The following is a 21,808-nucleotide window of genomic DNA, read 5'->3' as shown; positions in this document are numbered from 1 at the left end:
TTCTAATCTTCTATTTCTCCGTCATCTTCTTCTAGTTCAGAGATGACGTCTTTACCCAAAAATGCGATGTCTGTTTTCACTACATCAGGACGTTTAATTTTCTCAGACACTTGTACTGCCAGCATTTCACCTGAGCGTCCCATTTTGACGCGATATGTAGGAAGCTCTTCGACGAACATAGTGGCATTTTCTGGCATAGCAACAGGGATAATATCACCAGGTTGAAGTTCCATCAGATCCCGCAGAGAAATATCATGCTCGAGCAAGTTGACCCTAAAATTAATCGGGACATCCATCATTTCCTCTCGCAAAGCACTACTCCAACGGACATCAGCCTCCATTTTGTCAGACTGAACACCAGCATCAAGTAACTCTCGGATAGGTTCAACCATGGAATAAGGCATAACCACGTGAAAATCACCGCCACCGCCATCAACTTCAATATGGAATGAGCTAACAACAATCACTTCAGTTGGACTAACTATGTTCGCCATACTCGGGTTCACTTCCGAGTCAAGATACTCAAACTCAACACCCATTACAGGCGACCATGCTTCTTTGTAGTCCTCAAAGACGATTTTTAGCAGCAACTGGACAATTCGGCGCTCGGTTGGCGTAAACTCACGGCCCTCAATTCGAGCATGGTAACGTCCATCACCACCAAAAAAGTTTTCCACCAGAATGAAAACTAAACGCGCTTCCATTGTGATCAATGCGGTACCTTTAAGTGGCCTAAAACGCACCATGTTTAAACTTGTTGGTACGTAAAGCGTGTTTTGGTACTCACCAAACTTCATCATTTGAACGCCGTTAATGGACACTTCAGCCGCTTTTCTGAGCATATTAAACAAACTTATCCGCATATGGCGGGCAAAACGTTCGTTAATGAGCTCAAGTGTCGGCATTCGACCACGAACAATCCGGTCTTGCGACGAGAAGTCAAAGTCTACTGACGAACCACCGCCACCGCCATCGCCACCATCGCCACCATCGCCACCATCATCGACATCATCCACACCATGGAGAAGCGCATCAATCTCATCTTGGCTTAATAAATCGGTCACTCATCACCTACTGTATTACAAAATCAGTAAACAACACACGTTCAATTACTGGCTGGCCTACGGCTCGATTTAAACTCGCCTTGATATCGTTTGTTGCTTTGTCTCTAAGTTCCACCCTGCCGTTCACACTTCTTAGTTGCTCAACCGTAGCCGAAGCAAAGGTGCCCAACAACGAGCTTTCAATTAAAGGAGAGTGGTAACGAGCTAAGTTCTCATTTTCGAACCCTCTCACCATTAATTGCACTTTAATCTGCACCAAGCGTTCTTTGGTATCACCAGTCACGTTGAAAAGAAAAGGCTGGGCTATATTGACGTAGGAAACAGGCTCTGACGAAACCTCGACTTCCTGCTCAACAACCTCTCCTGCCTCTTCTTCACCCCCAGACCCCATCATAAAAAATGCAGCCCCGCCGCCACCCACTAGTAATACAACAACAGCGATGATAATAATTAACAGCTTACTTTTACCTTGGGGAGCTTCTGTTTCTATTTCTTCGTCGGCCATATCCGTGGTTCTCTATTTTGCTTACTTTTCTATAGTTTAAGCGTAATAACTGATTCCATCACGCTTTGTTGTCACATTCAAATCAAGATTGACGCCTGGTTCAAGGTTTTCTTCACTAGAAAAGGCCTGATTGCTGTCACCTTGACCATTATCCGAGCTATTTCCAGCATAGCGATTCTGCTGCCCGGAAGACTGTTGCTGAACCGATGAATCACCCAGTTGTAACCCTTGCTGAGCTAACATTTCTCTTAAGCGAGGCATAGATTGTTCAATCACATCTCTGGCTTGCTGGTTTGCAACTGTAAAATGTACCGTTGCACCATCTCCCCCTACATTTAAGCGAATTTGCAATCGCCCAAGCTCTGGAGGATCAAGACGAATATCTACATTCTTAAGGTTTTTAGACATCATCATCTGAACACGCTCAGCAACTTGGTCACCGGCAAGCTCTCTATTTAACGGCAAAGGTGCCTGAGCCGAAGCTTGCTCGGCACGCAATTGTGCTTGTCCAGCACCAACCTGTTGCCCAGCAGCCTGAGATAATTGCTGAGCTAAACCAAACTCTTGGCCTGATGCCGCTCCTTGCTTAGCCCCTGATTGAGAAAGCTTCCCTAATGCCCCCAAAGTTTTAGCCCCCATCGCGGCCTTTAACACAGCCTGCTCGCTGGCGACAGGGGTAGTGGCAACCTGCTGAAGCTGATTAATAGACACATCATTCGCAAGCGGGACGTTTGGTGTGGGCGCAATAATATGCTGACTATTCGCAAAGTTGGATGATTGAGAAGCTTGATTCAACACTTGGGGGGTTGCCTGGGCAACAGGAGCTTGGGGCGCCTTATGTTTTCCATCAAGTTTTTGTAACATCTCATTACCTACCACTTCTTCAGGTGATGCTGACCAAGGGATAGCCGACGTTGCCATTGCAGGCATTGCTTCTACTGCACCTACCGGGTTAGCCTGAAGATTAGCACTCTCAGCTATATTTGTGCTGTGCGGATTAAGGTCAGCGCTTCGCAACTCAGTATGTACTGCTTTTGCTACTGGAGTAATATGACTTTGCAATTGCTCAGACATAGCCTGCGCCTTCGCAGATTCAACAATTTGCTCTATTTCATTACCTGAGAGACCTTGCTCCTTAAGCTGATGCTTCAAGCGCTCAATGTCTCCTTCAATCGCAAGCTTCACCTGTTCTACATCAAGCGCATCTAGGTTGTCCGCTTTATTCTCACTTGAAAGCTTGTGTGCCATTAATTCGGTGGCAAGAACGGCGTCTGATGGCATATGTTCAGATTCAATAAACTGCTTAGCTATTTCAGGGATGTCTGCATATTGCCCTTGAGAAATGGCCTGAGCCAGCGATGCCGACTCTATGCTATCAATGCCACTAGATAAGTCGGTTGTTGCCGCCTCTTTACCAATGGCTTGCGGTAAAATGGTTTGATTATGCTGAGTGTTTAGGTCGTCACTAACGAGGATCTGATTATCGTTACCCTTTAGTGGCAACTCCTTGCCGGGTTGGTCTTGTAATGCTTTGTTTGCATCGTCCAACCTGCCGAGTAATTCACCATTTTCGGATACTATCTTCTCCGCATCAGATTCGAGTAAATTGCTAGGTATTGCTGGTCCGCTCTTTTGCGCCGCCCCTTCGGCTAAAACTTGTGATTGTTCTTTAAGGCTGTCAGCATCAATGTGCTTTTCTGAATCGGATACGTTATTTTTAACGAGAAGGGGAACGTCCTCATTACCGACGTCACCATCAAGGCTAACCTCTTGTTCTAGCATCAACTTAGTGCTGTCACCTCCTTCTACAGGAGAATCCACTGTCACTCCATCTGCTGATTGCTTTTCACTGGATTCACCTTTTATAAACGCAGCTAACTTAGCAAAAAAACCTTCTGATTGCTCAGTCTCTGCGGACTGGGATGTCGTCGAGGTTGCTTTAGAAGAGTCGGAAACTTGGGTTATATTCACATTCATAAACAGAGCACTCACATACGATTGAGAGAACAGCCACAGACAATCATTAGAACAATCATCAGCGACGCAGCAATATTTAACAATGTTGATTGAGCAAAAAGCGAGCCAAGTCGTTTAGTCATACAAGATTATTGATTCTACCTAGTACTAGTTTGCAGATCGGCGGGCATACTGGACCGTAGCAAACTCATCCATTTGCTTTTGTTCGCGGATATACTGTAGTCGCTGCTTTTCTTCTTGTTTTTTATCGATAAGCCATTCATAAGATCGGCGCTGCTTGCGGCATTCCGTCCAATTATGCTCACAACTTTCTACTTGAGAGATGAAATGTTGCTCTGCCTGCTTCTGTTTAGAAAGAGTCTCATCCAGTGTTGTTAGAAATCGGTTTAAATGCATGTATTGGCTAGCCGTCAAACCCTGCTTACCTTTTTCGACAAGCTGATCACAATAGTCCAAGCGGTAATTCTCTATTTGTTTCAACTGTTGATAATAGTCATCCAGCTCAGCTCTAGCTTGGCTGAGCGCAAGCACCGCTTGATTTTCACGTTCTTTAGATTGTTCAAGAAGAAATACCATCGCATTATCCATACATTACTCCTCCGCTTGAACTTGCAGCAAGTTACGCAACATACTGATGCTCATATCGAAGGGGACAGTTTCTTTCATTCCTTGCTGTAAGTAGGCATCCAACCTAGGTTTGAGTGTAAACGCACTGTCTATCGCAGGATCTGAACCAGGCTTGTAAGCACCAATAGAGACTAAGTCTTGGTTTTTTCTACAAACCGATAGAACCTGTCGCACAACTTTGGACATCAGAATTTGTTCTTCGCCTGTCACCTGTGGCATCACTCGGCTGACTGACTTTTCAACATCAATCGCTGGATAGTGGCCAGCATCTGCCATTTCACGCGACAATACAATATGTCCATCAAGTATCGCCCTTGAAGCATCAGCAATCGGGTCTTGTAAGTCATCGCCCTCAGTAAGAACAGTGAAAAAAGCCGTAATTGAACCATGCTCTTGACTGCCATTGCCTGCCCGCTCTACCAGAGAAGGAAGCTTGGCAAAGACAGAAGGTGGATAGCCTTTAGTCGCAGGCGGCTCCCCAACAGATAAGGCGATTTCACGCTGGGCTTGTGCAAAACGGGTGAGAGAATCCAATAAAAGCAAGACATCAAGGCCTTGATCGCGAAAATATTCGGCTATAGTCAGTGCTGTTTGGCACCCCTTTAGACGCATGAGTGGAGAAGAATCTGCAGGTGCTGCAACAACAACAGAGCGCTGACGACCATCAACGCCAAGTATGTCATCAATAAATTCTTTCACCTCGCGCCCACGCTCACCGATAAGGCCCACCACTACGACTTGCGCAGTGGTTCCCCTCGTCATCATGCCTAAAGTGACTGATTTACCCACACCAGAACCAGCAAATAAGCCAATACGCTGGCCTTTACCCACGGTAAGTAAACTGTTAATTGCTTTTATCCCAACGTCTAAGGGCTCTGAGATAGGCTTTCGAGAAAGAGGATTGATAGGATCAGAATTAAACTTGGCGCGATTATCCGTGTACAGAGGCCCAAGCCCATCGAGCGGATTACCAACACCATCGATAACACGCCCAAGCAATTCCATCCCGACAGGCAAACCAGAATCTGTCGCTAAGGGCGTCACTTTGGCTCCTGGTAGAACCCCTGTTATTTGCTCACTAGGCATCAGGAATAAATTATCGCCCGAGAAGCCGACAACTTCAGCATCCATGTGGCCATGTATCGTTTCAACCTGACATAAACTACCGATCGGCGCTCGGCACCCAGTCGCTTCTAATGTAAGCCCAACGACACGAACCAACTTACCCGAAGCGACAGGACGACAAGTAATGCCATCCGTTTGATAATGCGAGAGACGTTCAGCAAGCGCTAACATTAGTCACCACCTTGATGATGATTTGCGCCACAGAAGTTATCGAGAACACTACGGATTCTGTCCTCTAATCGATAATTAACACTGGACTCACCAGCTTCAATTTGTAAGTCACCTGGGTTGAGTGCGGGTTCAGACACCAGCAGCCAATTACGAAACTCCAGCTCACCCTCACCATATGCAGAACGCACGATCTCAACATCATCAGGATGCAATTTGACCGTAATCGAGTGTCCAGATACTGGCAGGGATTCGACAGATTGCTTAACCGTATCTAACACCACTTTAGGATTGATTTTAGCTTCAACATGAACAACTTCTTTAACCAAAGTTAGCACCATATCAACAATCTGTTTTTCGACTTGTACATTAAGCAGTTCAAGAGGCTGAGCAAACTGGTTTGCTAAATCAACGAAGGTACTAATTTGCGCCTGAATAAGCTCTTGTCCAGCTTCTACGCCTTCGGCTTTACCCGCTTCAAAACCTTCCTTGTGGCCCTCAGCGCTTCCTTGCTCTTTTCCTTTTTCATACCCTTGCGTAAAACCCGCTTCTTGCCCTTGTAACAGTCCTTCTTCATGAGCCCGCTGCTTAATTTGTTCTATTTCTTCTTCAGTTAGCTCTTTCGGAGGTTCTGGCTCTGGCTCTGGAAGCGCTGGCATCCAACTGGGGTCATAATTCAAGGCGGTCTCTTTAGCCTGAGAACGAGTTTCCGAAGAGTAATCTGGCATACCCCACACCTCAGTTTTATGAGCAAGGTCCCCTTCTTCTATACGCAGGTATCCGCGCTTTCTTTCATCTGACATAACCAAATTACCTAATGTTCAAGACTATAAGAATTCATCGGCACCACCGCCAAGAACAATTTCACCAGAGTCAGCCATTTTACGTGCAACGGCCAGCACCTCTTTCTGCGCAGCTTCAACGTCAGAAACTTTAATTGGCGCCATGGCTTCAAGATCATCAGCCATAAGTTCTGCCGCTCGTTTAGACATATTCTTGAAGATTTTTTCACGCAGAGCATCATCTGCACCTTTGAGTGCTCTCTGAAGAGACTCTTGCGGAACATCACGCAGCAGTTTTTGGATACCTGAATCGTCGACTTCGATAAGGTTTTCAAATACAAACATAAGATCTTGAATCTGTGTTGCCATATCTTCATCTTGCTCACGGATTTGCTCCATCATGATGCTTTCCATCTGGTTATCCATAAAGTTCATGATTTCGGCCGCAGCTTTAGTACCACCAATTTTCGCGGCTTGAGCACCTGCCTGACCGGCAAACTGTTTCTCCATGATTTCATTCAACTCAGCAAGGGCTGAAGGCTGTACTTCCTCTAACGTGGCAATCCTCATTACTAAGTCAAGGGCATCACGTTCGGCAAACTGTGTCAAAATCTCGGCTGACTGGTCGGGCTCCAGATAAGAAAGTACTATGGTTTGAATCTGAGGGTGCTCGTTGATGATGATACTGGCCACCTGACGAGGATCCATCCATTTTAGGGAATCCAAACCTTTCGAGCCTGTGCCAAGTAATATCTGGTCAACAAGGTTATTAGCTTTGTCTTCACCTAGGGCGGCAACTAAAGCATTACGCATAAAGTCTTCACTGCCCATACCTATATTGGTGTATTTCTGGATATCTTCCAAAAAGGCCCGATGAACAACACTCACCTTCTCTTGGTTGAAGCTAGCAGCCTGAGCCATCGCACTACCTACGCGCTGTACTTGCTTTGGCTCTAGATGGCGAATGATGCCAGCCGCGTCTTCTTCATTAAGACTCAGCAAAAGGATCGCCGCACGCTCTTCACCGGGTACACTTTCAATATCTAAGGTGTTTTCTTCGCCCTCACCTTGAGGGGCAACGTCATTAGCCATCTTCCATCCAGTTCTTCACTACTTGTGCCGCAAGTTCAGGCTCATTCGCTACCAGAGCTCGAACCGCTTTCAACACGTCTTCATCTTTATGGAGGTTTGGTAAGTCTATGCTAGAGCCAAACTCAAACAATTCTCCACCGTCCATGTCGCCGCCAATAAGGCTTGTCTCACCATCGGCACCAATAGGTAAACCATCAGGCCCATACATGTCCTCATCATCGTCCGAAGCAGGGTTCAGTAGTTTGGTCATTGCTGGGCGGACCAAAACAAGAACTATCACGATAATGACAAGCGCACTGGCTAACCATCTCATCCAATCATTAAAGTTCTCGTGCTCCCAAATCGGCACTTCACCTATGACTTCCGCTTCTGGCTCTGCAAACTGCATACTAAGGACGTTGAGTAAATCACCACGATCTTCATTAAAGCCCACTGTACCAATCAATACCTCGCGAATGGACTTCAATTCAGCGTCAGAAATCGGTTGATAAGTCGTTTCACCCGTATCAGGGTTGGTCGTAGGACGATTTTTTATCGCAACGGCAACCGTTTGTCGGTTAACAACACCGGTCTGACGCCGCTCATGACTGATCGTAGTATCCAGTTCAAAGTTACGCGTGGCTTCCTTATGCACAGAGCCTTGCCCAAGCAAAGACCCGTCCTTCATTTGAGCAACGTCTTGCGGTATTGAGGCATCTGCTGGAGGCTGGTTACTAAGGGCCCCCGGAACACCAGCGACGACATTACCATTATTATAGTCTTCCAAGGTGTACTCGCTTCGAGTAGAAGGTGTGTTGGGGTCAAAGCGCTTACGGGTTTGTTCCACTGCGCTGAAATCTAACTGGATATCGACCTGCGCGGTGTAGTTACCAAAACCCAGAATAGGAATAAGCACAGAGTCAATTTTCTCACGCAATGCTTCTTCTTGTTTTCTCTCCAGCTCATGCTCTTTGCGCCGAGCTGCTGAAGCAGGATCTTGAGAACCAGAACTCAAAAGACGACCATGTTGATCTGTGACAGTGATTCGATTTGGCTTCATACCAGGGACCGCACTTGCAACTATATCAACGATCGAATCGACCTCTTCTTGTTTTAGAGAAGCTCCCATACGAAGAGTGAGGAATACAGAAGCAGACGCTTCCTGATTATGCCGAACAAACACGCTTCTCTTTGGTAAAGCAAGTAGGACACGTGCTTTACGTACATGTTTCATTTCCTCTATCGCTTTAGCAAGTTGAAGCTCTCGACTGAGTTTCAAGCGTTCTTGCTCCAAACGCTGCGAAACGCCAAACCCCATATCCTGCATTAATATGTCATTTCCGGCTTGCTTTTCGCTATTTAAGCCAGCTCGAACCATATTTAACTTAATTGAGTTATACTCGCTGACGGGCACAGAAATCGTATTACCATCAAGGTTATAATCTATTTTTTCTTGATCAAGGTAGTCGAGTACAGGGATCAGTTCTTCCGTCTCATACGCCCCTAATGGACGCATTTCAGGCTCTCGAACCCAGAAAAACAGCATCACAATTAAGGCAACACAAATGGAGATAGAGAAGACAAGTACAACCTGTCGAAGAAGGTCAAGATCTCCAACAGCCATATCAAATTTCTTCGAGCTCTGTTCATCCAAATCTGGATTTTGAATATCAGTATCCAAATCGGATGCGGCTACCATACCTGTATCCGGCGCATCTTCCGCTACAGCGAGCTCTGTTGATGGGGTTTCTTCTTCTGACACAGACAGTACCTATCGCTTAAACTGGCATATTCATCAATTCTTTGTACGCTTCGACAAGCTTATTGCGCACCTGAATTGTTGCTTCAAACGCAACGCTCGACTTGTTTCTCGCAATCATAACGTCGGACAACGAAATATCGTCGTCACCTCTGTCGAAACGCATTTGTAAGTTGCTTGATGACTTAGCTAATCCGTTGACATTATTGATTGCGCTGTTGAGCATATCCTTAAAGTCAGCACCAACTTTCTGTCCCGTTGCTGCAGGCTTTGTATTGGCTGCCTCAAACATCATGGCTTGTAACTCGCCTTGAAAACTATCCACTTTCATTGAGCACCTCAACCGTCAACTCTTTGACCATAATCCTTGTTGTTAGAATAATCTGCAATCTGCATGCCATAAAGATTTGGCATTACCACCCACACTTTAGTTGGGGATTTCAATGCCTGCATCTCTCATTTTTGCAAGCTTGTAGCGCAGTGTTCTAGGGCTAATACCCAGTTTCTCAGCCATGTCTTTACGCCGACCATTACACTCTGCTAACGTGTCGAGAATAATCGCAAACTCCTGCTCTCGTAATTCGCCTCCTAAACCAGAAGACACAGGGAACTCGCCTTCTACTTCAGCCAAAGGCTTTATATTAGGCGCGCTAATCTGACCAGTTTCCACTATGTGCTGCAAGCTGCACGCGTCTTGCCAATCAAGTCCTTCAAGAAGGATATGTTCGGCGTTAACCTGCTCATTTTCACTTAAAATAAGCGCTCGCTGGACCACATTATCCAACTCACGAACGTTACCGGGCCAATGATAAGCATGGAGTTTGTTTAAGGCATCAACAGCCAAGTTAGGAACAGGAAGCCCTAATTTTTTGCAATGACGTTCAACAAGGTGCCTAGCAAGAGGCTCGATATCATTTTTACGCTCGCAAAGAGCTGGCCAAGCAAGAGGAAACACATTTAACCGATAATATAAGTCTTCTCGAAAATTACCTTCTTGGACATAAAGTTTTAGATCTCGGTTACTCGTTGCTAAAACACGCACATCAAGTCTAATGCTTTTACGACTTCCCAAACGTTCAACTTCTCGCTCTTGCAGAACACGTAGTAACTTAGCCTGAAGATTCAAATCCATCTCGCTGATTTCATCGAGAAGAATTGTTCCACCTTGGGCTTGTTCAAATTTCCCTGGACACGCTTGTACAGCACCAGTGAACGCCCCTTTTTCATAACCAAATAGAGTCGCTTCTAACATGTTATCTGGAATAGCAGCACAGTTAATTGCGACAAAAGGGCCATCTTTTCGATTTGATGCATTGTGAATGTAACGTGACATGACTTCTTTACCCGAACCACTGGGGCCAAGCACCATAACATTCGCGTCTGTTTTGGCTACTTTATCCGCCATGGCCAATAACTTAAGACTTTTATCGTCCGCAACGACAGCATCACCATTATCGTCAGATTTACTGGGAGCGTATCGACTGACCATATTGAGCAAAACTTCAGGCGCAAATGGCTTGGCCATATAATCGATGGCTCCGTCTTTCATCGCAGAAACAGCATCTTCAATATTCGCATATGCCGTCATCAGTAGAACTGGAATGTTTGGCCAATGCTGCTTGATGTTGCGCAGTAGGGCTAGTCCTCCCATCCCTGCCATTTGCACATCAGATACCACTATATCAACAGAATGTGATTTGAGCTTGAGCAGCGCATCTTCTGCGCTGTCTGCTTCTAACCATTCATATCCTGCAAGGGCAAGAGTATCAACCAAGGCTTCACGCAAGCCTTCATCGTCTTCCACGATCAGTACTTTGCTTTGCGTCATTATCCTTCTCCTTTGATTATCTCGGGATTATCCTGCGAGCTGCTTTCAAGAGGGATGCAGATAGTAAAACATGCTCCTTCTCCTTGCTCAGAAATAAGCTCGAGCCTTCCATCGTGAGCACGGCATACCATCTGTACAACAGCAAGTCCAAGCCCTGTTCCTTGAGAGCGAGTTGTAAAAAACGGCTCCATAATTTGATCTTGTAGTTCTTTCGGCACACCTGGACCATTATCCTGAACCGAAATTTTAAGCTCATTGCGCACAGGTCTAAAAAAAACGTCGACTTGAGAGTCCTTGCCAGAAATCTGTATCGCGTTCATCACTAAGTTACTTAGAGCCGATGCTATGGCGTTAGCATTACCTAGAAGTTGAGCGTCTTCTTGTTCAACTTCTAGGTGGTAATCAATCTGGTTGTTTTTTAGAGCCGTCTCAACCATTGGGGAAAATTCAGAGACTAATTCGGACACAGTAAAAGATTTAACCACTTTATTGTCACCGCCTTTGGCAAACAGCAACATATCATTCACTTGCTTTTCTAAATCGTGTAAGCGGTCCATCAGCTTAGCTTGGAAACGTTGTTTAGTTGAAGAAGGTAAGCTAGGCGCACCTAAATTTGACGCGTAAAGCATAGCGCTGGACAAGGGAGTACGTACTTGATGTGCCAGTGAAGCAACCATTCGTCCAAGCGAAGACAAGCGTTGAAGATCACTGATGCGTGATTGTAACAGTCGTGTTTCGGTCAAATCAGTGATAAGTATTAGTTGTCCTGTAGGTGAAGCAGAGATAGCAAGCCTCACTTTACGCCCATTTCGTAAAGAGACTTCATGCCCATCATCCTCTCTGGGAGCAAATGCCCCTTGGATAACTTCAAACCACTTTTGCCCAACAAGCGGCATTTCCAGTAGTCGCTGAGCTTCTGGGTTGGCTTCATGCACAACACCTTGTGTGTCTAACAAGATCACTCCTGCTGGCATGACATCTAATACTTGTTTGTATCTCTCAACTTGCTCTTCAATAGTACCAAGTGGTGTTTTATTCGTAGTAGCTTGAGCTGCTTGCATGTCGTATTTCTGCCTTTAAAAACAACAATAGTCTGAAATGCAAGAAGCAAGCCAGACTATTATCGTTTATATTCAACAAGTTAAATCAAAGTCAGAATTTTGACAACACTAAGAATTGACACAACTAACGTTGGACATTGTACTTTCTCATCTTCTCTACTAACGTTGTACGTCTCATACCTAACATATCTGCAGCACGAGCAACCACGCCATCTTGTGCCTCTAAAGCTTGGTTAATCATATTCACTTCTATCTCTGCAATCATCTCCTTGAGGTTAACCCCCTCAGGAGGAAGCTCTTGGGGAGCATGGACATGTTCTTGCGTTCCCTCTGACTTATCGAGACTAAAACCTTCAGAGAATATGTCTTGTAAGGCGTCTCGTTCTTGCTCCTCAACGGAAGCAAACGCATTATACTCAGGGTGAAATTCAGGAATATCACTGTAGCGATACTTGGTCGGCAAATGATTAACATCAACTAAGCTATTTGGATAAAGAATTACCATCCTTTCGACCAAATTGGCCAGTTCCCTGACGTTACCTGGCCAATTATGCTCCATGAGTGAGTTAATAGATCTTGGAGTAAAACAAATTGGCCGAGTACCTTCAGACTCCATACGAGCCATTAATTCTTGGAGTAAAAGGGGCACATCGTTAATACGATCACGTAAAGGAGGCATTTCAATAGGGAAAACGTTTAGCCGATAATACAAGTCTTCTCGAAAAGACTCCTCTTTTATCATATTGTCGAGGTTTCGATGAGTAGCAGCGATAACCCTAACATTAACTCTTATGGTTGTATTGCCACCAACACGTTCAAAGCATCTTTCCTGTAATACTCTAAGGAGTTTAACTTGCATTGGCATTGGCATATCACCGATCTCGTCCAAAAACAAAGTACCGCCTTCCGCTAATTCAAAACGCCCTTTACGTGAAGTAATCGCTCCTGTAAAAGCTCCTTTTTCATGACCAAATAGCTCGCTTTCTAATAAGTCAGGGGGGATAGCACCACAGTTTATTGGCACAAATGGTCCAGTTTTGCGTGCAGAATGGTAGTGAATATTGCGAGCGACAACTTCTTTGCCTGTTCCAGACTCTCCCAGTATCAGCACATTAGCTTCTGTCGAAGAGACTTGTTCTATAAGGTGTCTTACTTCCTGTATTCCAATGCTCTGACCAACCAAACTGCGAAATAAGGTGTTATCACGAGAAGAAGCAGTATGGTTTATCCCTTGGCGCCCGAGAAACTCTTTACAATGGCGCAGGGCTTCGCTTAATTGAGGATAATTTAAAGGGTACTCCAGTTCACCGACATAATTGGTCATCTCTTCAACTGGATAAGTATGAGGCCCCAACATAAGTAACGGAACGTGACTGGATTTCAGCAGTTGGCCATTTAATTGGGTGGAAAAACCTTGGTTATTCATAGAACCAAGAATACAGCCAGTCCAAACACTAGACCAGTCTACGTCGCTTAACTGTGCAGAGCTTATCGCCTCACACGGTTCTCCAACGAACTCTAGTATGTTACGCAAACCGACGCGCGCCTGCGCATCGTCTTCAATTACGAGCAGCTTTGCTAAACCTTGCATAGGTGAGATTTATTGCCTTTATTTTCAAACGTGTTATGGCTGATATTTTGTTCTGGCGACTAATCTAACTATAGAACAGGATTAGTGATAGACAATTTATAAAATTAAGCCACAAACTTAGCCACTAAACGAGTTAGTGGCTTATATTCTATTTGATAAAAAAATAAAGGCAACCAAGCATTTAGGTGATGTGATGCTTATACCAAAAGCTTTGAGTGAAATATCTGTTTAAAACGCAAATTAAATCAAGATTTCAGTTTAATTTCCCGCATCGCTTGCAGTTAAATTGTGATACTCAGCAGGTATTTGTTCCCAAGCAGACTTAATTTCACGGATTATGTCAATAACATCATCAATAGGTTGAGGATCATTTTTATGATTAGCTTCGGTGATTTGAGAAATCATAAATTCATAGAGTTGATCAAGGTTTTGCGCAATGTCACCACCGTCATCCATCGACAAACAGCTACGCAAACTGATAATAATGTCCAGCGCCTTGCCCAGCCTTTCTCCCTTTATCGGAATATTGCCTTGTTCCATTGCCGCTTTACCCTGAATCAAACGTTCAATAGCACCTGCCATAAGCATTTGAACAATCTTATGCGGGGAGGCAGCACTGAGCTGGCTATCTACTGATACCTTCTTGTAAGCCTGTAATGAACCACGCATAACAACCCTCTTTATAAAAATTTTTTGTACTGCTGAACCGACTTATTGCCGTAGCGATACTTTTTCAAATCACTGCCAAGTTCTGCGGTTTTCTTTTGCATTAACTCGACAGTCAACTGAGTGCGCTTTATGGCATCATGCCATTCTGGTAACTGCGCTAACTCATCATTCTCATTTATTATACTAATCAAGGTTAGCAATATCTGTTCCCTTGTATCGACCTGATCAAGAATTTCTGCAGAATTAATCTCAACCTCTGCAAGTTTAAGCGTAATTTTGCGATCTATGTCACTAAGTTGTGACAGGGTTTTCAAAAAATCATCCGCCAAGTGCATTCATCATACTCGCTAACTGAGACTGCATATTGCTTGTAGCATCCTGCATTGCCGAAAATTTGGCGTGTGTGCGTTTTTCAAGACTTTCCATGCGTCTATCCAAAACGGCTTGATCATCATTAAGGCTGTAGTTTCGGTCAATCATAGTTTGTTCACGAGTCCTAAGCGTTCCTGTAACGCCAGTTATTCCTTGAATAGCCTCTTCTACTTTCTTTGCAAAACCCTGATTACCACCAAAGAAGTCCTCTAACTTGTTAAAGTTATTATTAATTTGGCGGTCTAACATATCATAATTGATTTCTAACGTACCTTGACGAGTCGTTGCTATACCAAACTCTGTCAGTGTTTTAAGGTCATTAGAGGCAGGCTCGATTGGCGCTGAAAAGACTGATTTCAGTCTGGAGTCTGCATTTCGTACAACACTTTCTCCAGCTAGCGGGCCGGCTTGACCAGTTCTTGGATCTACGCCTGCTAGCTCTTTGGATACTTGATAAAACTGGTTATAAGCAGCAACAAACTGTTCAATATCAGCGCGAACGCGCAAACGGTCATATTCGATGTCAATTTCGGAGGGCGCTTTGTTCCTGTCCGAGCGTCCCTTTAACGTCAAATCGACGCCTTCAATCGCATCTTCAATAATATTATTATCGCTAGAAAGTTGAGCCACTCCATCAAGTAGCACTTTGGAATCTTGAGCAGCCTGAACTTGGGTCATACCTCGGTAGGCATCAAAAGACTCTTGTGCCGATTGCAAGTCAGCTTGAGCTTGGTCAATGCGTTCTAGGTACTCTCTTTCTTCTTGAGGTAGTTTTGAAAGTTCAATCTGCTTTGCTTCTTCTGGTGTCAATTCGCCAGACAGTACTTTTGCATCGAGAGCGGCTTTCTCTTGCGCTAATTTCTCTTCAAGAGCAGCTTTCTTAGCTTCAAGAGCTGCTTGTGCTTCTTTGGGGGTAACATAAGAATCTGTCAAAGTCCCTGATGCAGACGGGCTCCAGCCCGGGACGTCGGGCGCTTTTTCTAGTGCTTTTGCGTCAAGTTGAGGCTCTGGTTCCCAATATGAGTCCGACAAAGTCCCAGATGCCGTATCTGTCCAACCTGGAATCCTATCTTCAGGTCTAAGGTATTGACTTGCTTGCGTACCAGCGGTTGCAGCTGCAACAGCAGCTGCATCTGATAATTCATTAGCCGCACTTGCATCTTTAGCTGCATTTGGATCAGCAGCGATTGCCGCTTGTTTGGAAGCATCGGCAATTTCTTGATCGACAACTTTTGCCGCTTTAATATTGTTTTCTGCTATTCTGTCCGCCACAGCCTGCTCTTCGTCAGTCAATGGCTTTATTAAATCTTGCGCTGTCGCTCGCGCTTCTTCTAGATCTTTGACGCGCTGCTCTAACGTTTTATATTCGAGTTGTTTAAGGAGATTACCAGGCTCTGCTTCGGCACTTAAGGTCAGTGCATTCTTTTCACCTGAGTTGCTTGAGGCAACAATAAGGCGCGGACCTTCAACATCATTAATAACTGAGGCTCGAACACCCGGGTTTGCTTTACTTTCATTGATGCCGCGAACAATATCAGTAAGCTTTGAATTGTTTTTTACCTGTACTGTAAATTCCTTATTGTCTAAAGAAATCTGCAGCTTGCCCGGGCCATACTTTGCATCTTGCGGCATTACATCAGATGCAATTTTATGACTCTGGGCAAGCTGCAACACATCAATAGCGTATCTACCAGCGATAGCTTCAGTGGTTGCTGTCGCGGAAACGACGGTTTCATCTGTCGATTCAACCTTTCTTGCGGCGAAAGCTTTCTCTTGGCGAAAGCTCACCATCAAGTTTTTCATCGTATCCAACGACTCTCTGAGCCGACCGTAAGCACTGATACTGGAATCAATTTTGTCACGCTCACTGTCAATTCGTTGCTGTTTAGGAACACGCTCCGAATCAACAACTTTGCTGACCATGGCATTGATATCCATGCCAGAATTCATCCCTACGGGGCCAAAGCTCATTCAATCACCTCAAAATACGATCAAACCGATTGGTTCAGAAGTCCCGACGAATATCGAGCTGTCTGATCCCTCAGGCGTCGCAGTATTTCTAACATTTCCTCATCGGGTATCTGGCGAATAATATCACCAGTATCCGCTTCATAAATGGTTACTACATCCCTTCCCGACTCTTCATCGATCCGGAAAGATAGGCCAGTGTTGATGGACGAAATGAAATCATTCATTTGCTGTACCATACGTTGCCGCTCTGCCCTGTTGAGCTTTTCACGTTGTTGAGACGCTTCAATTGCTTGTTCAACAGCTTGAGCAGCTTGCTCTCTCACCTCGGTCGTAGAAACCTGTTCTTTCCGCGAGGAAATTTGTTGTGCACCACCATACTTTGAAGCAACTTTAGTGCCACTTTCTGAGCCGTAAGGCTGGATGTTCGATGTGTTGGATGGTATTTCCATAACAATCTCCCTTCCACCTTATAGGTTGGTAACTTGGTTACCTACCAATAAGCTCGTTAGAACCTACCGGTTAACCTAATAAGCTAAGAGCTGCTGATGGTGACTGCTTGGCCTGCGCCAAAACAGACGTACTCGCCTGCTGCAAAATCTGCGACTTAGTCATTTCAGTCGTTTCTTTTGCATAATCTGTATCTCGAATACGACTACGAGATGAATTAACATTCTCGTTTATGTTATCCAAGTTACTGATCGCATGGCCAAAACGGTTCTGGAATGCCCCTAACTCCGCACGCTGACTATCTACGGTCGTTAAAGCGCCATCTATGATGGAGACCGCCATTTGCGAGCCAGCAACAGTAGAGACATCAACATCAGCAACCGTCCTATCTTCTGCTGCTCCAAAACCAATTTCGCCACCCAAGGCACCACCAATAGTGACATCAGATGCGACTCGGTTATTGGCAGCAAATAGTTGCAATTTACCTTCTTCGCCAACAGACGCCTTAACATCTGGACTCTGACCATTAATGTAAGTAGCGAGCTGTTCAATATCATCGCCCTCTTTGGCATTAATGGTTAGCGTCTGCGCTTCACCATATACATCAGTATAGTCGAGTGTAAGGTCGGTTGAGCCTTGAGAAACCCTCCAATCCGTGGCTTGTCCTGTCTGAGCAACATAAGCTTTGCCTCCCATACCCTCATTATCAGAGCGCAGATTACCCATGGTGAGCATGACTGCCTCACCTGAGCCAGCGCCTATCTGGAAGGATTGGCTACCATAAGTACCGTTCAAGAGTTTGTTACCACCGAAAGAAGTTGTCTCGGCAATACGGTTAAGCTCATTATTGAGTGCAGTGACCTCTTCTTGAATCGCAAGACGTTCCGAACGTGAGTTCGAACCATTCGCCGATTGAAGTGATAGATCCCGCATACGTTGAAGGATGTTTGTCGTCTCGTTCATTGCACCTTCTGCGGTTTGTGCAATTGAGATGCCATCGTTGGCGTTTTTCACCGCCATGTCTAAACCACGACTTTGCGATGTTAAACGGTTGGATATTTGAAGCCCTGCCGCATCATCCCGGGAACTATTAATCTTGTACCCCGATGATAAACGCTCCATTGATCTCTGCATGCCGTCAGCCGACCCATTAAGGTAACGCTGAGCAGTCATCGCAGACACATTCGTGTTTACGTTAATTGCCATACTGATCTCCTTAGGCATTAAGGGTGATGCACCTTAGCGTCTCTCACCTCGCTTTAGCACATCTCATTTCTCTCAGTCTTGTTAACGGCTGAGCAAATATATCCTTTAGAGAAAAGTTTGAAAAAAAATTTCCAAACAGAGCAAATATACAACAAAACTATTTTAAATCAGATAATTAAAATGCAAAAAAAAATCCAGCCTAAGCTGGATTTTTTTCTTTTATTTAGACTTAACCAAGTAGGTTTAGAGCCGTATTTGGTGTTTCTTTTGCCTGGGCCAAGATTGAACTGGAAGCTTGAGATAGAATCTGAGACTTGGTCAGTGCAGTTGTCTCTAGTGCAAAATCGGTATCTTTGATTCGGCTCTTAGATGCATTCACATTCTCATTGATGTTATCCAAGTTAGTAATTGCGTGAGTGAATCGGTTTTGGAAGGCACCAAGTTCTGCACGGTGACTGTCGACATATTTTAGTGCTGAGTCCACAATAGCGACTGATTGCTGAGCTCCGCCCACAGTTGTAACATCGATAGTATCAACGGTGACCGCCTCTCTTGGGCCCATGCTTAAGTCACCTGCTAGACCGCCACTAAAGGTCACATCACCTTCTACTTTATCTGTGCCAGCAAAGATTTGTAGTTTACCCTCGCCGTCTACTGAAGCACTGACTAACTCGGTTTGACCATTGATGTAAGTAGCTACTTCCTCAATATCATCACCAACTTTTGTATTGATGGTGATGGTTTGTGCGTTGCCTTCATTATCAACAAGGTCCATAGTAAAGTCATTTGTACCTGCTTCCACGACCCAGTCTTTATCTTTACCGTTTGCTGCGTGATACATACCACCGCCCATGCCAACATTGTCAGAACGCATGTTATTTAGGGTTAACATCACTGCTTCACCGCCGTTAGAACCAATTTGGAAAGCGCGGGTTGAATAAGTACCGTTGAGCAATCTATTGCCACCAAATGATGTAGTTTCGGCAATACGGTTAAGTTCATCGTTAAGAGCTGTCACTTCTTCTTGCAATGCAATTCGCTCTGAACGTGAGTTTGAACCGTTTGCTGATTGAAGAGACAAGTCTCTGATACGTTGTAAGATGTTGGTACTTTCGTTCATAGCACCTTCTGCAGTCTGAGCAATTGAAATACCATCATTTGCATTACGTACCGCTACATGAAGACCTCTACTCTGAGATGTTAATCTGTTTGAGATTTGGAGACCCGCTGCATCATCTTTTGCACTGTTAATCTTAAAACCTGAAGATAAACGTTCCATTGATGTTTGCTGTGCGTTGTTAGCGCTGTTTAGGTAACGTTGTGCTGTCATTGCTGCTACGTTAGTGTTTACATTCACTGCCATGGTGATTTCTCCGTTTGATTTTCCTGTGTTGCGATTCCCGACGTCTCGGAAAATCAAAAGTAGTTCTCTCAAAGTTACTTTTATTAACGGCTCTATTTCTAAAACCTTGAGAATTTTTTTACGTTATTTTTGAAAAAAATATGCTGGGAGAGGTAAATTTGATCAAGACTCAAAAAACATTAAAAAGATGGAATTTTTTCTAAAGCTTTAATGAAGATTGTCGAATGGGCGATGAGCTTAACCAAGCAAAGTTAGAGCTAGATTTGGCTGTTGTTTTGCCTGTGCAAGAATAGAGGCACTGACTTGCTGTAAAATTTGCTGCTTGACCATTTGAGTGGTTTCTTTCGCATAGTCAGTATCTTTAATACGACTCTTTGATGCCGCTAAGTTTTCGTTAATGTTGCCAAGGTTGCTAATCGCGTGTCCAAAGCGATTTTGCATGGCTCCCAACTCAGCTCGATGGCTATCAACATACTGCAAAGCCGTATCGATTATAGCGACGGATCGCTGTGCCCCTCCAACGTCAGAAATATCCAAGTTATCAACCGCTTCGTAACCAGATAATCCTATTTGAAGCTCATTAGCCAAGCTGCCAGAGAAAGAAATAGTGCCTGATGTTTCTTTGCCCGCCATAAAAATCTGCAGCTGTCCGTCTTGATTGACCGAGGCTGAAACCTTACTCGTTTGACCATTAATATAAGTAGCCAGTTCTTCAATATCATCGCCAACTTTGGCTTCAATTTGAATCGACTCCTGCTGCCCAAAAGCATCGGTATAGTCCATAGTCAAAACGTCAGAATTTTGTTTCACTTGCCAATTTTTATCCGCTTTACCAGCGGCAATATAACTAAATCCACCCATGCCGATAGTATCTGAACGCATATTGTTCAACGATATTTGAACCGCTTCTCCCGAACTGGCACCAATTTGGAACGCGGAACTAGAAAATGAACCATTGAGCAACTTTCGACCTCCAAAAGAGGTGGTTTCAGCGATTCTATTCAATTCATCATTCAAAGCCGCCATTTCTTCTTGTAATGCCAGTCTCTCCGAGCGGCTATTTGAACCATTTGCAGATTGTAAAGACAGGTCGCGCATTCGTTGCAAAATGTTAGTCGATTCGTTCATCGCTCCTTCGGCGGTCTGCATGATGGATATTCCATCGTTGGCATTGCGCATCGCAACACTCAAACCTCTCATTTGCGATTCCAGACGATTAGAAATTTGTAAACCAGCAGCATCATCTTTTGCACTGTTAATACGATAGCCTGAAGATAACCTCTCCAAAGACTGGTTCAACATATCTGTTGCATTGGTTAAATACCTTTGCGCCGTCATTGCTGAGACATTGGTATTAACAGTGATGGCCATAACGCTTAGTTGTATTACTCATGAGGACTAATACTTATATCGGCAATAAAAGATTTTCTTTAGCTTTTTATCGCCTACAAGCCGCCCGCTAAATCCAAGTAGTTGCCGGTAGAAAACGATGATTTTTCACAGGCAAGCCAATAAATGGCTTCGGCGACCTCCTCAGGCGAGCCTCCACGCTGCATTGGAATATGACTTTTTAGTCTATCGACACGCGCGGGCTCTCCACCATCCGCGTGCATTTGGGTATGAATCAACCCAGGGCGAACACAGTTAACTCTTATTCCCTCTTTTGCTACTTCAAGGGACAAACCTTTGGTCAAGGTATCGATTGCACCTTTCGATGCAGCGTAATCAATATATTCATTAGGAGAACCTGTTCTGGCTGCCGTTGACGATACGTTTACGATTACGCCTCCTAAACCTCCATGACGAGTCGACATTCGCTTAACCGCCTCTCGGCAACATAAAAAGTAACTCGTCACATTATTGGTCAAAATAGTATTGATACGCTCGGCAATCATCTCATCTAAGCGCATCTGTGTTTGCAAAATCCCTGCATTATTAACAAGAACCGTTAATTGGCCAAGCTCGGTATCTACCGTATCAAACAAACGGCAAACTTCGACCTCATGAGACACATCTGCTTGCACCGCAATACAACGTCCACCCTTGGAGTTAATCTCTTCTGCTAGCGTAGTTGCCGCCGCCGAGTTAGACTTGTAATTGATGCACACAGCATAACCGTGATGAGAAAAAAGCTTGGCGGTTGCAGCTCCGATACCGCGCCCACCTCCGGTAACAATAACGACTTTAGAATAGTTCATGAATTTACATCTACACGCTAAAAA

Annotated in this window: 20 protein-coding genes; all 20 read right to left on the bottom strand. The window is 44.6% G+C overall.

Going from position 1 to position 21,808, the window contains the following annotated elements:
- Positions 1-2: 2 nt before the first annotated feature.
- The 20 genes from fliM to DPF90_RS12465 all read right to left on the bottom strand — a co-directional run bounded on the left by fliM (position 3) and on the right by DPF90_RS12465 (position 21,784).
- The gene (fliM, locus tag DPF90_RS12560; RefSeq protein WP_114786698.1) at positions 3-1,064 is read right to left on the bottom strand and encodes a flagellar motor switch protein FliM; all 1,062 of its coding nucleotides are present in this window, start codon (positions 1,062-1,064) and stop codon (positions 3-5) included.
- A 7-nt stretch (positions 1,065-1,071) separates the two neighbouring features.
- On the bottom strand, positions 1,072-1,569 hold the full coding sequence (fliL, locus tag DPF90_RS12555; RefSeq protein WP_114786697.1) for a flagellar basal body-associated protein FliL: 498 nt from the start codon (positions 1,567-1,569) through the stop codon (positions 1,072-1,074).
- A 36-nt stretch (positions 1,570-1,605) separates the two neighbouring features.
- Positions 1,606-3,546, bottom strand: coding sequence for a flagellar hook-length control protein FliK (locus DPF90_RS12550; RefSeq protein WP_114786696.1), 1,941 nt, complete (start codon positions 3,544-3,546; stop codon positions 1,606-1,608).
- 147 nt (positions 3,547-3,693) lie between these two features.
- The gene (fliJ, locus tag DPF90_RS12545) at positions 3,694-4,134 is read right to left on the bottom strand and encodes a flagellar export protein FliJ (RefSeq protein ID WP_114786695.1); all 441 of its coding nucleotides are present in this window, start codon (positions 4,132-4,134) and stop codon (positions 3,694-3,696) included.
- A gap of 3 nt (positions 4,135-4,137) precedes the next feature.
- On the bottom strand, positions 4,138-5,469 hold the full coding sequence (gene fliI, locus DPF90_RS12540; protein WP_114786694.1) for a flagellar protein export ATPase FliI: 1,332 nt from the start codon (positions 5,467-5,469) through the stop codon (positions 4,138-4,140).
- Positions 5,469-6,269 carry a flagellar assembly protein FliH gene (gene fliH / locus DPF90_RS12535; RefSeq protein WP_114786693.1) on the bottom strand — a complete coding sequence of 267 codons (801 nt, stop codon included), beginning with the start codon at positions 6,267-6,269 and terminating at the stop codon, positions 5,469-5,471. Before fliH ends, fliI begins: the two co-directional genes overlap by 1 nt.
- 24 nt (positions 6,270-6,293) lie before the next feature.
- On the bottom strand, positions 6,294-7,340 hold the full coding sequence (gene fliG / locus DPF90_RS12530; protein WP_114786692.1) for a flagellar motor switch protein FliG: 1,047 nt from the start codon (positions 7,338-7,340) through the stop codon (positions 6,294-6,296).
- Positions 7,333-9,018 carry a flagellar basal-body MS-ring/collar protein FliF gene (gene fliF / locus DPF90_RS12525; RefSeq protein WP_114786768.1) on the bottom strand — a complete coding sequence of 562 codons (1,686 nt, stop codon included), beginning with the start codon at positions 9,016-9,018 and terminating at the stop codon, positions 7,333-7,335. The genes fliG and fliF overlap by 8 nt, the downstream gene beginning before the upstream one ends.
- 79 nt (positions 9,019-9,097) lie before the next feature.
- Positions 9,098-9,409, bottom strand: coding sequence for a flagellar hook-basal body complex protein FliE (fliE, locus tag DPF90_RS12520; protein WP_114786691.1), 312 nt, complete (start codon positions 9,407-9,409; stop codon positions 9,098-9,100).
- A gap of 96 nt (positions 9,410-9,505) precedes the next feature.
- The gene (locus DPF90_RS12515) at positions 9,506-10,906 is read right to left on the bottom strand and encodes a sigma-54-dependent transcriptional regulator (protein ID WP_114786690.1); all 1,401 of its coding nucleotides are present in this window, start codon (positions 10,904-10,906) and stop codon (positions 9,506-9,508) included.
- Positions 10,906-11,967, bottom strand: coding sequence for a sensor histidine kinase (locus DPF90_RS12510; protein ID WP_114786689.1), 1,062 nt, complete (start codon positions 11,965-11,967; stop codon positions 10,906-10,908). Before DPF90_RS12510 ends, DPF90_RS12515 begins: the two co-directional genes overlap by 1 nt.
- Positions 11,968-12,091: 124 nt before the next feature.
- Complete coding sequence (locus tag DPF90_RS12505) at positions 12,092-13,558, bottom strand: sigma-54 dependent transcriptional regulator (RefSeq protein ID WP_114786688.1); 1,467 nt, start codon at positions 13,556-13,558, stop codon at positions 12,092-12,094.
- 258 nt (positions 13,559-13,816) lie between these two features.
- A complete protein-coding gene (gene fliS, locus DPF90_RS12500; protein WP_114786687.1) occupies positions 13,817-14,227 on the bottom strand; it encodes a flagellar export chaperone FliS in 411 nt (136 codons plus the stop codon).
- Between the two features lie 11 nt (positions 14,228-14,238).
- Entirely contained in the window at positions 14,239-14,541 is a 303-nt protein-coding gene (locus tag DPF90_RS12495; protein ID WP_420855757.1) for a flagellar protein FliT, read from the bottom strand.
- Between the two features lie 4 nt (positions 14,542-14,545).
- The gene (fliD, locus tag DPF90_RS12490; RefSeq protein ID WP_114786685.1) at positions 14,546-16,570 is read right to left on the bottom strand and encodes a flagellar filament capping protein FliD; all 2,025 of its coding nucleotides are present in this window, start codon (positions 16,568-16,570) and stop codon (positions 14,546-14,548) included.
- A gap of 20 nt (positions 16,571-16,590) precedes the next feature.
- Positions 16,591-17,019: a flagellar protein FlaG gene (gene flaG / locus DPF90_RS12485; RefSeq protein WP_114786684.1), complete on the bottom strand. Its 429-nt coding sequence runs from the start codon at positions 17,017-17,019 to the stop codon at positions 16,591-16,593.
- A gap of 70 nt (positions 17,020-17,089) precedes the next feature.
- Complete coding sequence (locus DPF90_RS12480; RefSeq protein WP_114786683.1) at positions 17,090-18,223, bottom strand: flagellin; 1,134 nt, start codon at positions 18,221-18,223, stop codon at positions 17,090-17,092.
- A 229-nt stretch (positions 18,224-18,452) separates the two neighbouring features.
- Positions 18,453-19,586 (bottom strand): flagellin, encoded by a 1,134-nt coding sequence (locus tag DPF90_RS12475; protein ID WP_114786682.1) that lies wholly within the window; start codon positions 19,584-19,586, stop codon positions 18,453-18,455.
- Positions 19,587-19,823: 237 nt separating this feature from the next.
- On the bottom strand, positions 19,824-20,957 hold the full coding sequence (locus tag DPF90_RS12470; RefSeq protein WP_114786681.1) for a flagellin: 1,134 nt from the start codon (positions 20,955-20,957) through the stop codon (positions 19,824-19,826).
- Positions 20,958-21,031: 74 nt separating this feature from the next.
- Positions 21,032-21,784 carry an SDR family oxidoreductase gene (locus DPF90_RS12465; RefSeq protein ID WP_114786680.1) on the bottom strand — a complete coding sequence of 251 codons (753 nt, stop codon included), beginning with the start codon at positions 21,782-21,784 and terminating at the stop codon, positions 21,032-21,034.
- Positions 21,785-21,808 lie beyond the last annotated feature (24 nt).

The organism is Vibrio tetraodonis (assembly GCF_003350295.1).
GTDB classification, from domain to species: Bacteria; Pseudomonadota; Gammaproteobacteria; order Enterobacterales; family Vibrionaceae; genus Vibrio; species Vibrio tetraodonis.
Note: the sequence above shows the minus strand (reverse complement) of the source record. Positions and strands in the feature narration are given on the sequence as shown.

Excerpts from the sequence above, each read along its gene's own strand:
- fliL (WP_114786697.1), bottom strand. The coding sequence starts at position 1,569 with ATGGCCGACGAAGAAATAGAAACAGAAGCTCCCCAAGGTAAAAGTAAG.
- DPF90_RS12550 (WP_114786696.1), bottom strand. The coding sequence starts at position 3,546 with ATGAATGTGAATATAACCCAAGTTTCCGACTCTTCTAAAGCAACCTCG.
- fliJ (WP_114786695.1), bottom strand. The coding sequence starts at position 4,134 with ATGGATAATGCGATGGTATTTCTTCTTGAACAATCTAAAGAACGTGAA.
- fliI (WP_114786694.1), bottom strand. The coding sequence starts at position 5,469 with ATGTTAGCGCTTGCTGAACGTCTCTCGCATTATCAAACGGATGGCATT.
- fliH (WP_114786693.1), bottom strand. The coding sequence starts at position 6,269 with ATGTCAGATGAAAGAAAGCGCGGATACCTGCGTATAGAAGAAGGGGAC.
- fliG (WP_114786692.1), bottom strand. The coding sequence starts at position 7,340 with ATGGCTAATGACGTTGCCCCTCAAGGTGAGGGCGAAGAAAACACCTTA.
- fliF (WP_114786768.1), bottom strand. The coding sequence starts at position 9,018 with ATGGTAGCCGCATCCGATTTGGATACTGATATTCAAAATCCAGATTTG.
- fliE (WP_114786691.1), bottom strand. The coding sequence starts at position 9,409 with ATGAAAGTGGATAGTTTTCAAGGCGAGTTACAAGCCATGATGTTTGAG.
- DPF90_RS12515 (WP_114786690.1), bottom strand. The coding sequence starts at position 10,906 with ATGACGCAAAGCAAAGTACTGATCGTGGAAGACGATGAAGGCTTGCGT.
- DPF90_RS12510 (WP_114786689.1), bottom strand. The coding sequence starts at position 11,967 with ATGCAAGCAGCTCAAGCTACTACGAATAAAACACCACTTGGTACTATT.
- DPF90_RS12505 (WP_114786688.1), bottom strand. The coding sequence starts at position 13,558 with ATGCAAGGTTTAGCAAAGCTGCTCGTAATTGAAGACGATGCGCAGGCG.
- fliS (WP_114786687.1), bottom strand. The coding sequence starts at position 14,227 with ATGCGTGGTTCATTACAGGCTTACAAGAAGGTATCAGTAGATAGCCAG.
- fliD (WP_114786685.1), bottom strand. The coding sequence starts at position 16,570 with ATGAGCTTTGGCCCCGTAGGGATGAATTCTGGCATGGATATCAATGCC.
- flaG (WP_114786684.1), bottom strand. The coding sequence starts at position 17,019 with ATGGAAATACCATCCAACACATCGAACATCCAGCCTTACGGCTCAGAA.
- DPF90_RS12480 (WP_114786683.1), bottom strand. The coding sequence starts at position 18,223 with ATGGCAATTAACGTAAACACGAATGTGTCTGCGATGACTGCTCAGCGT.
- DPF90_RS12475 (WP_114786682.1), bottom strand. The coding sequence starts at position 19,586 with ATGGCAGTGAATGTAAACACTAACGTAGCAGCAATGACAGCACAACGT.
- DPF90_RS12470 (WP_114786681.1), bottom strand. The coding sequence starts at position 20,957 with ATGGCCATCACTGTTAATACCAATGTCTCAGCAATGACGGCGCAAAGG.
- DPF90_RS12465 (WP_114786680.1), bottom strand. The coding sequence starts at position 21,784 with ATGAACTATTCTAAAGTCGTTATTGTTACCGGAGGTGGGCGCGGTATC.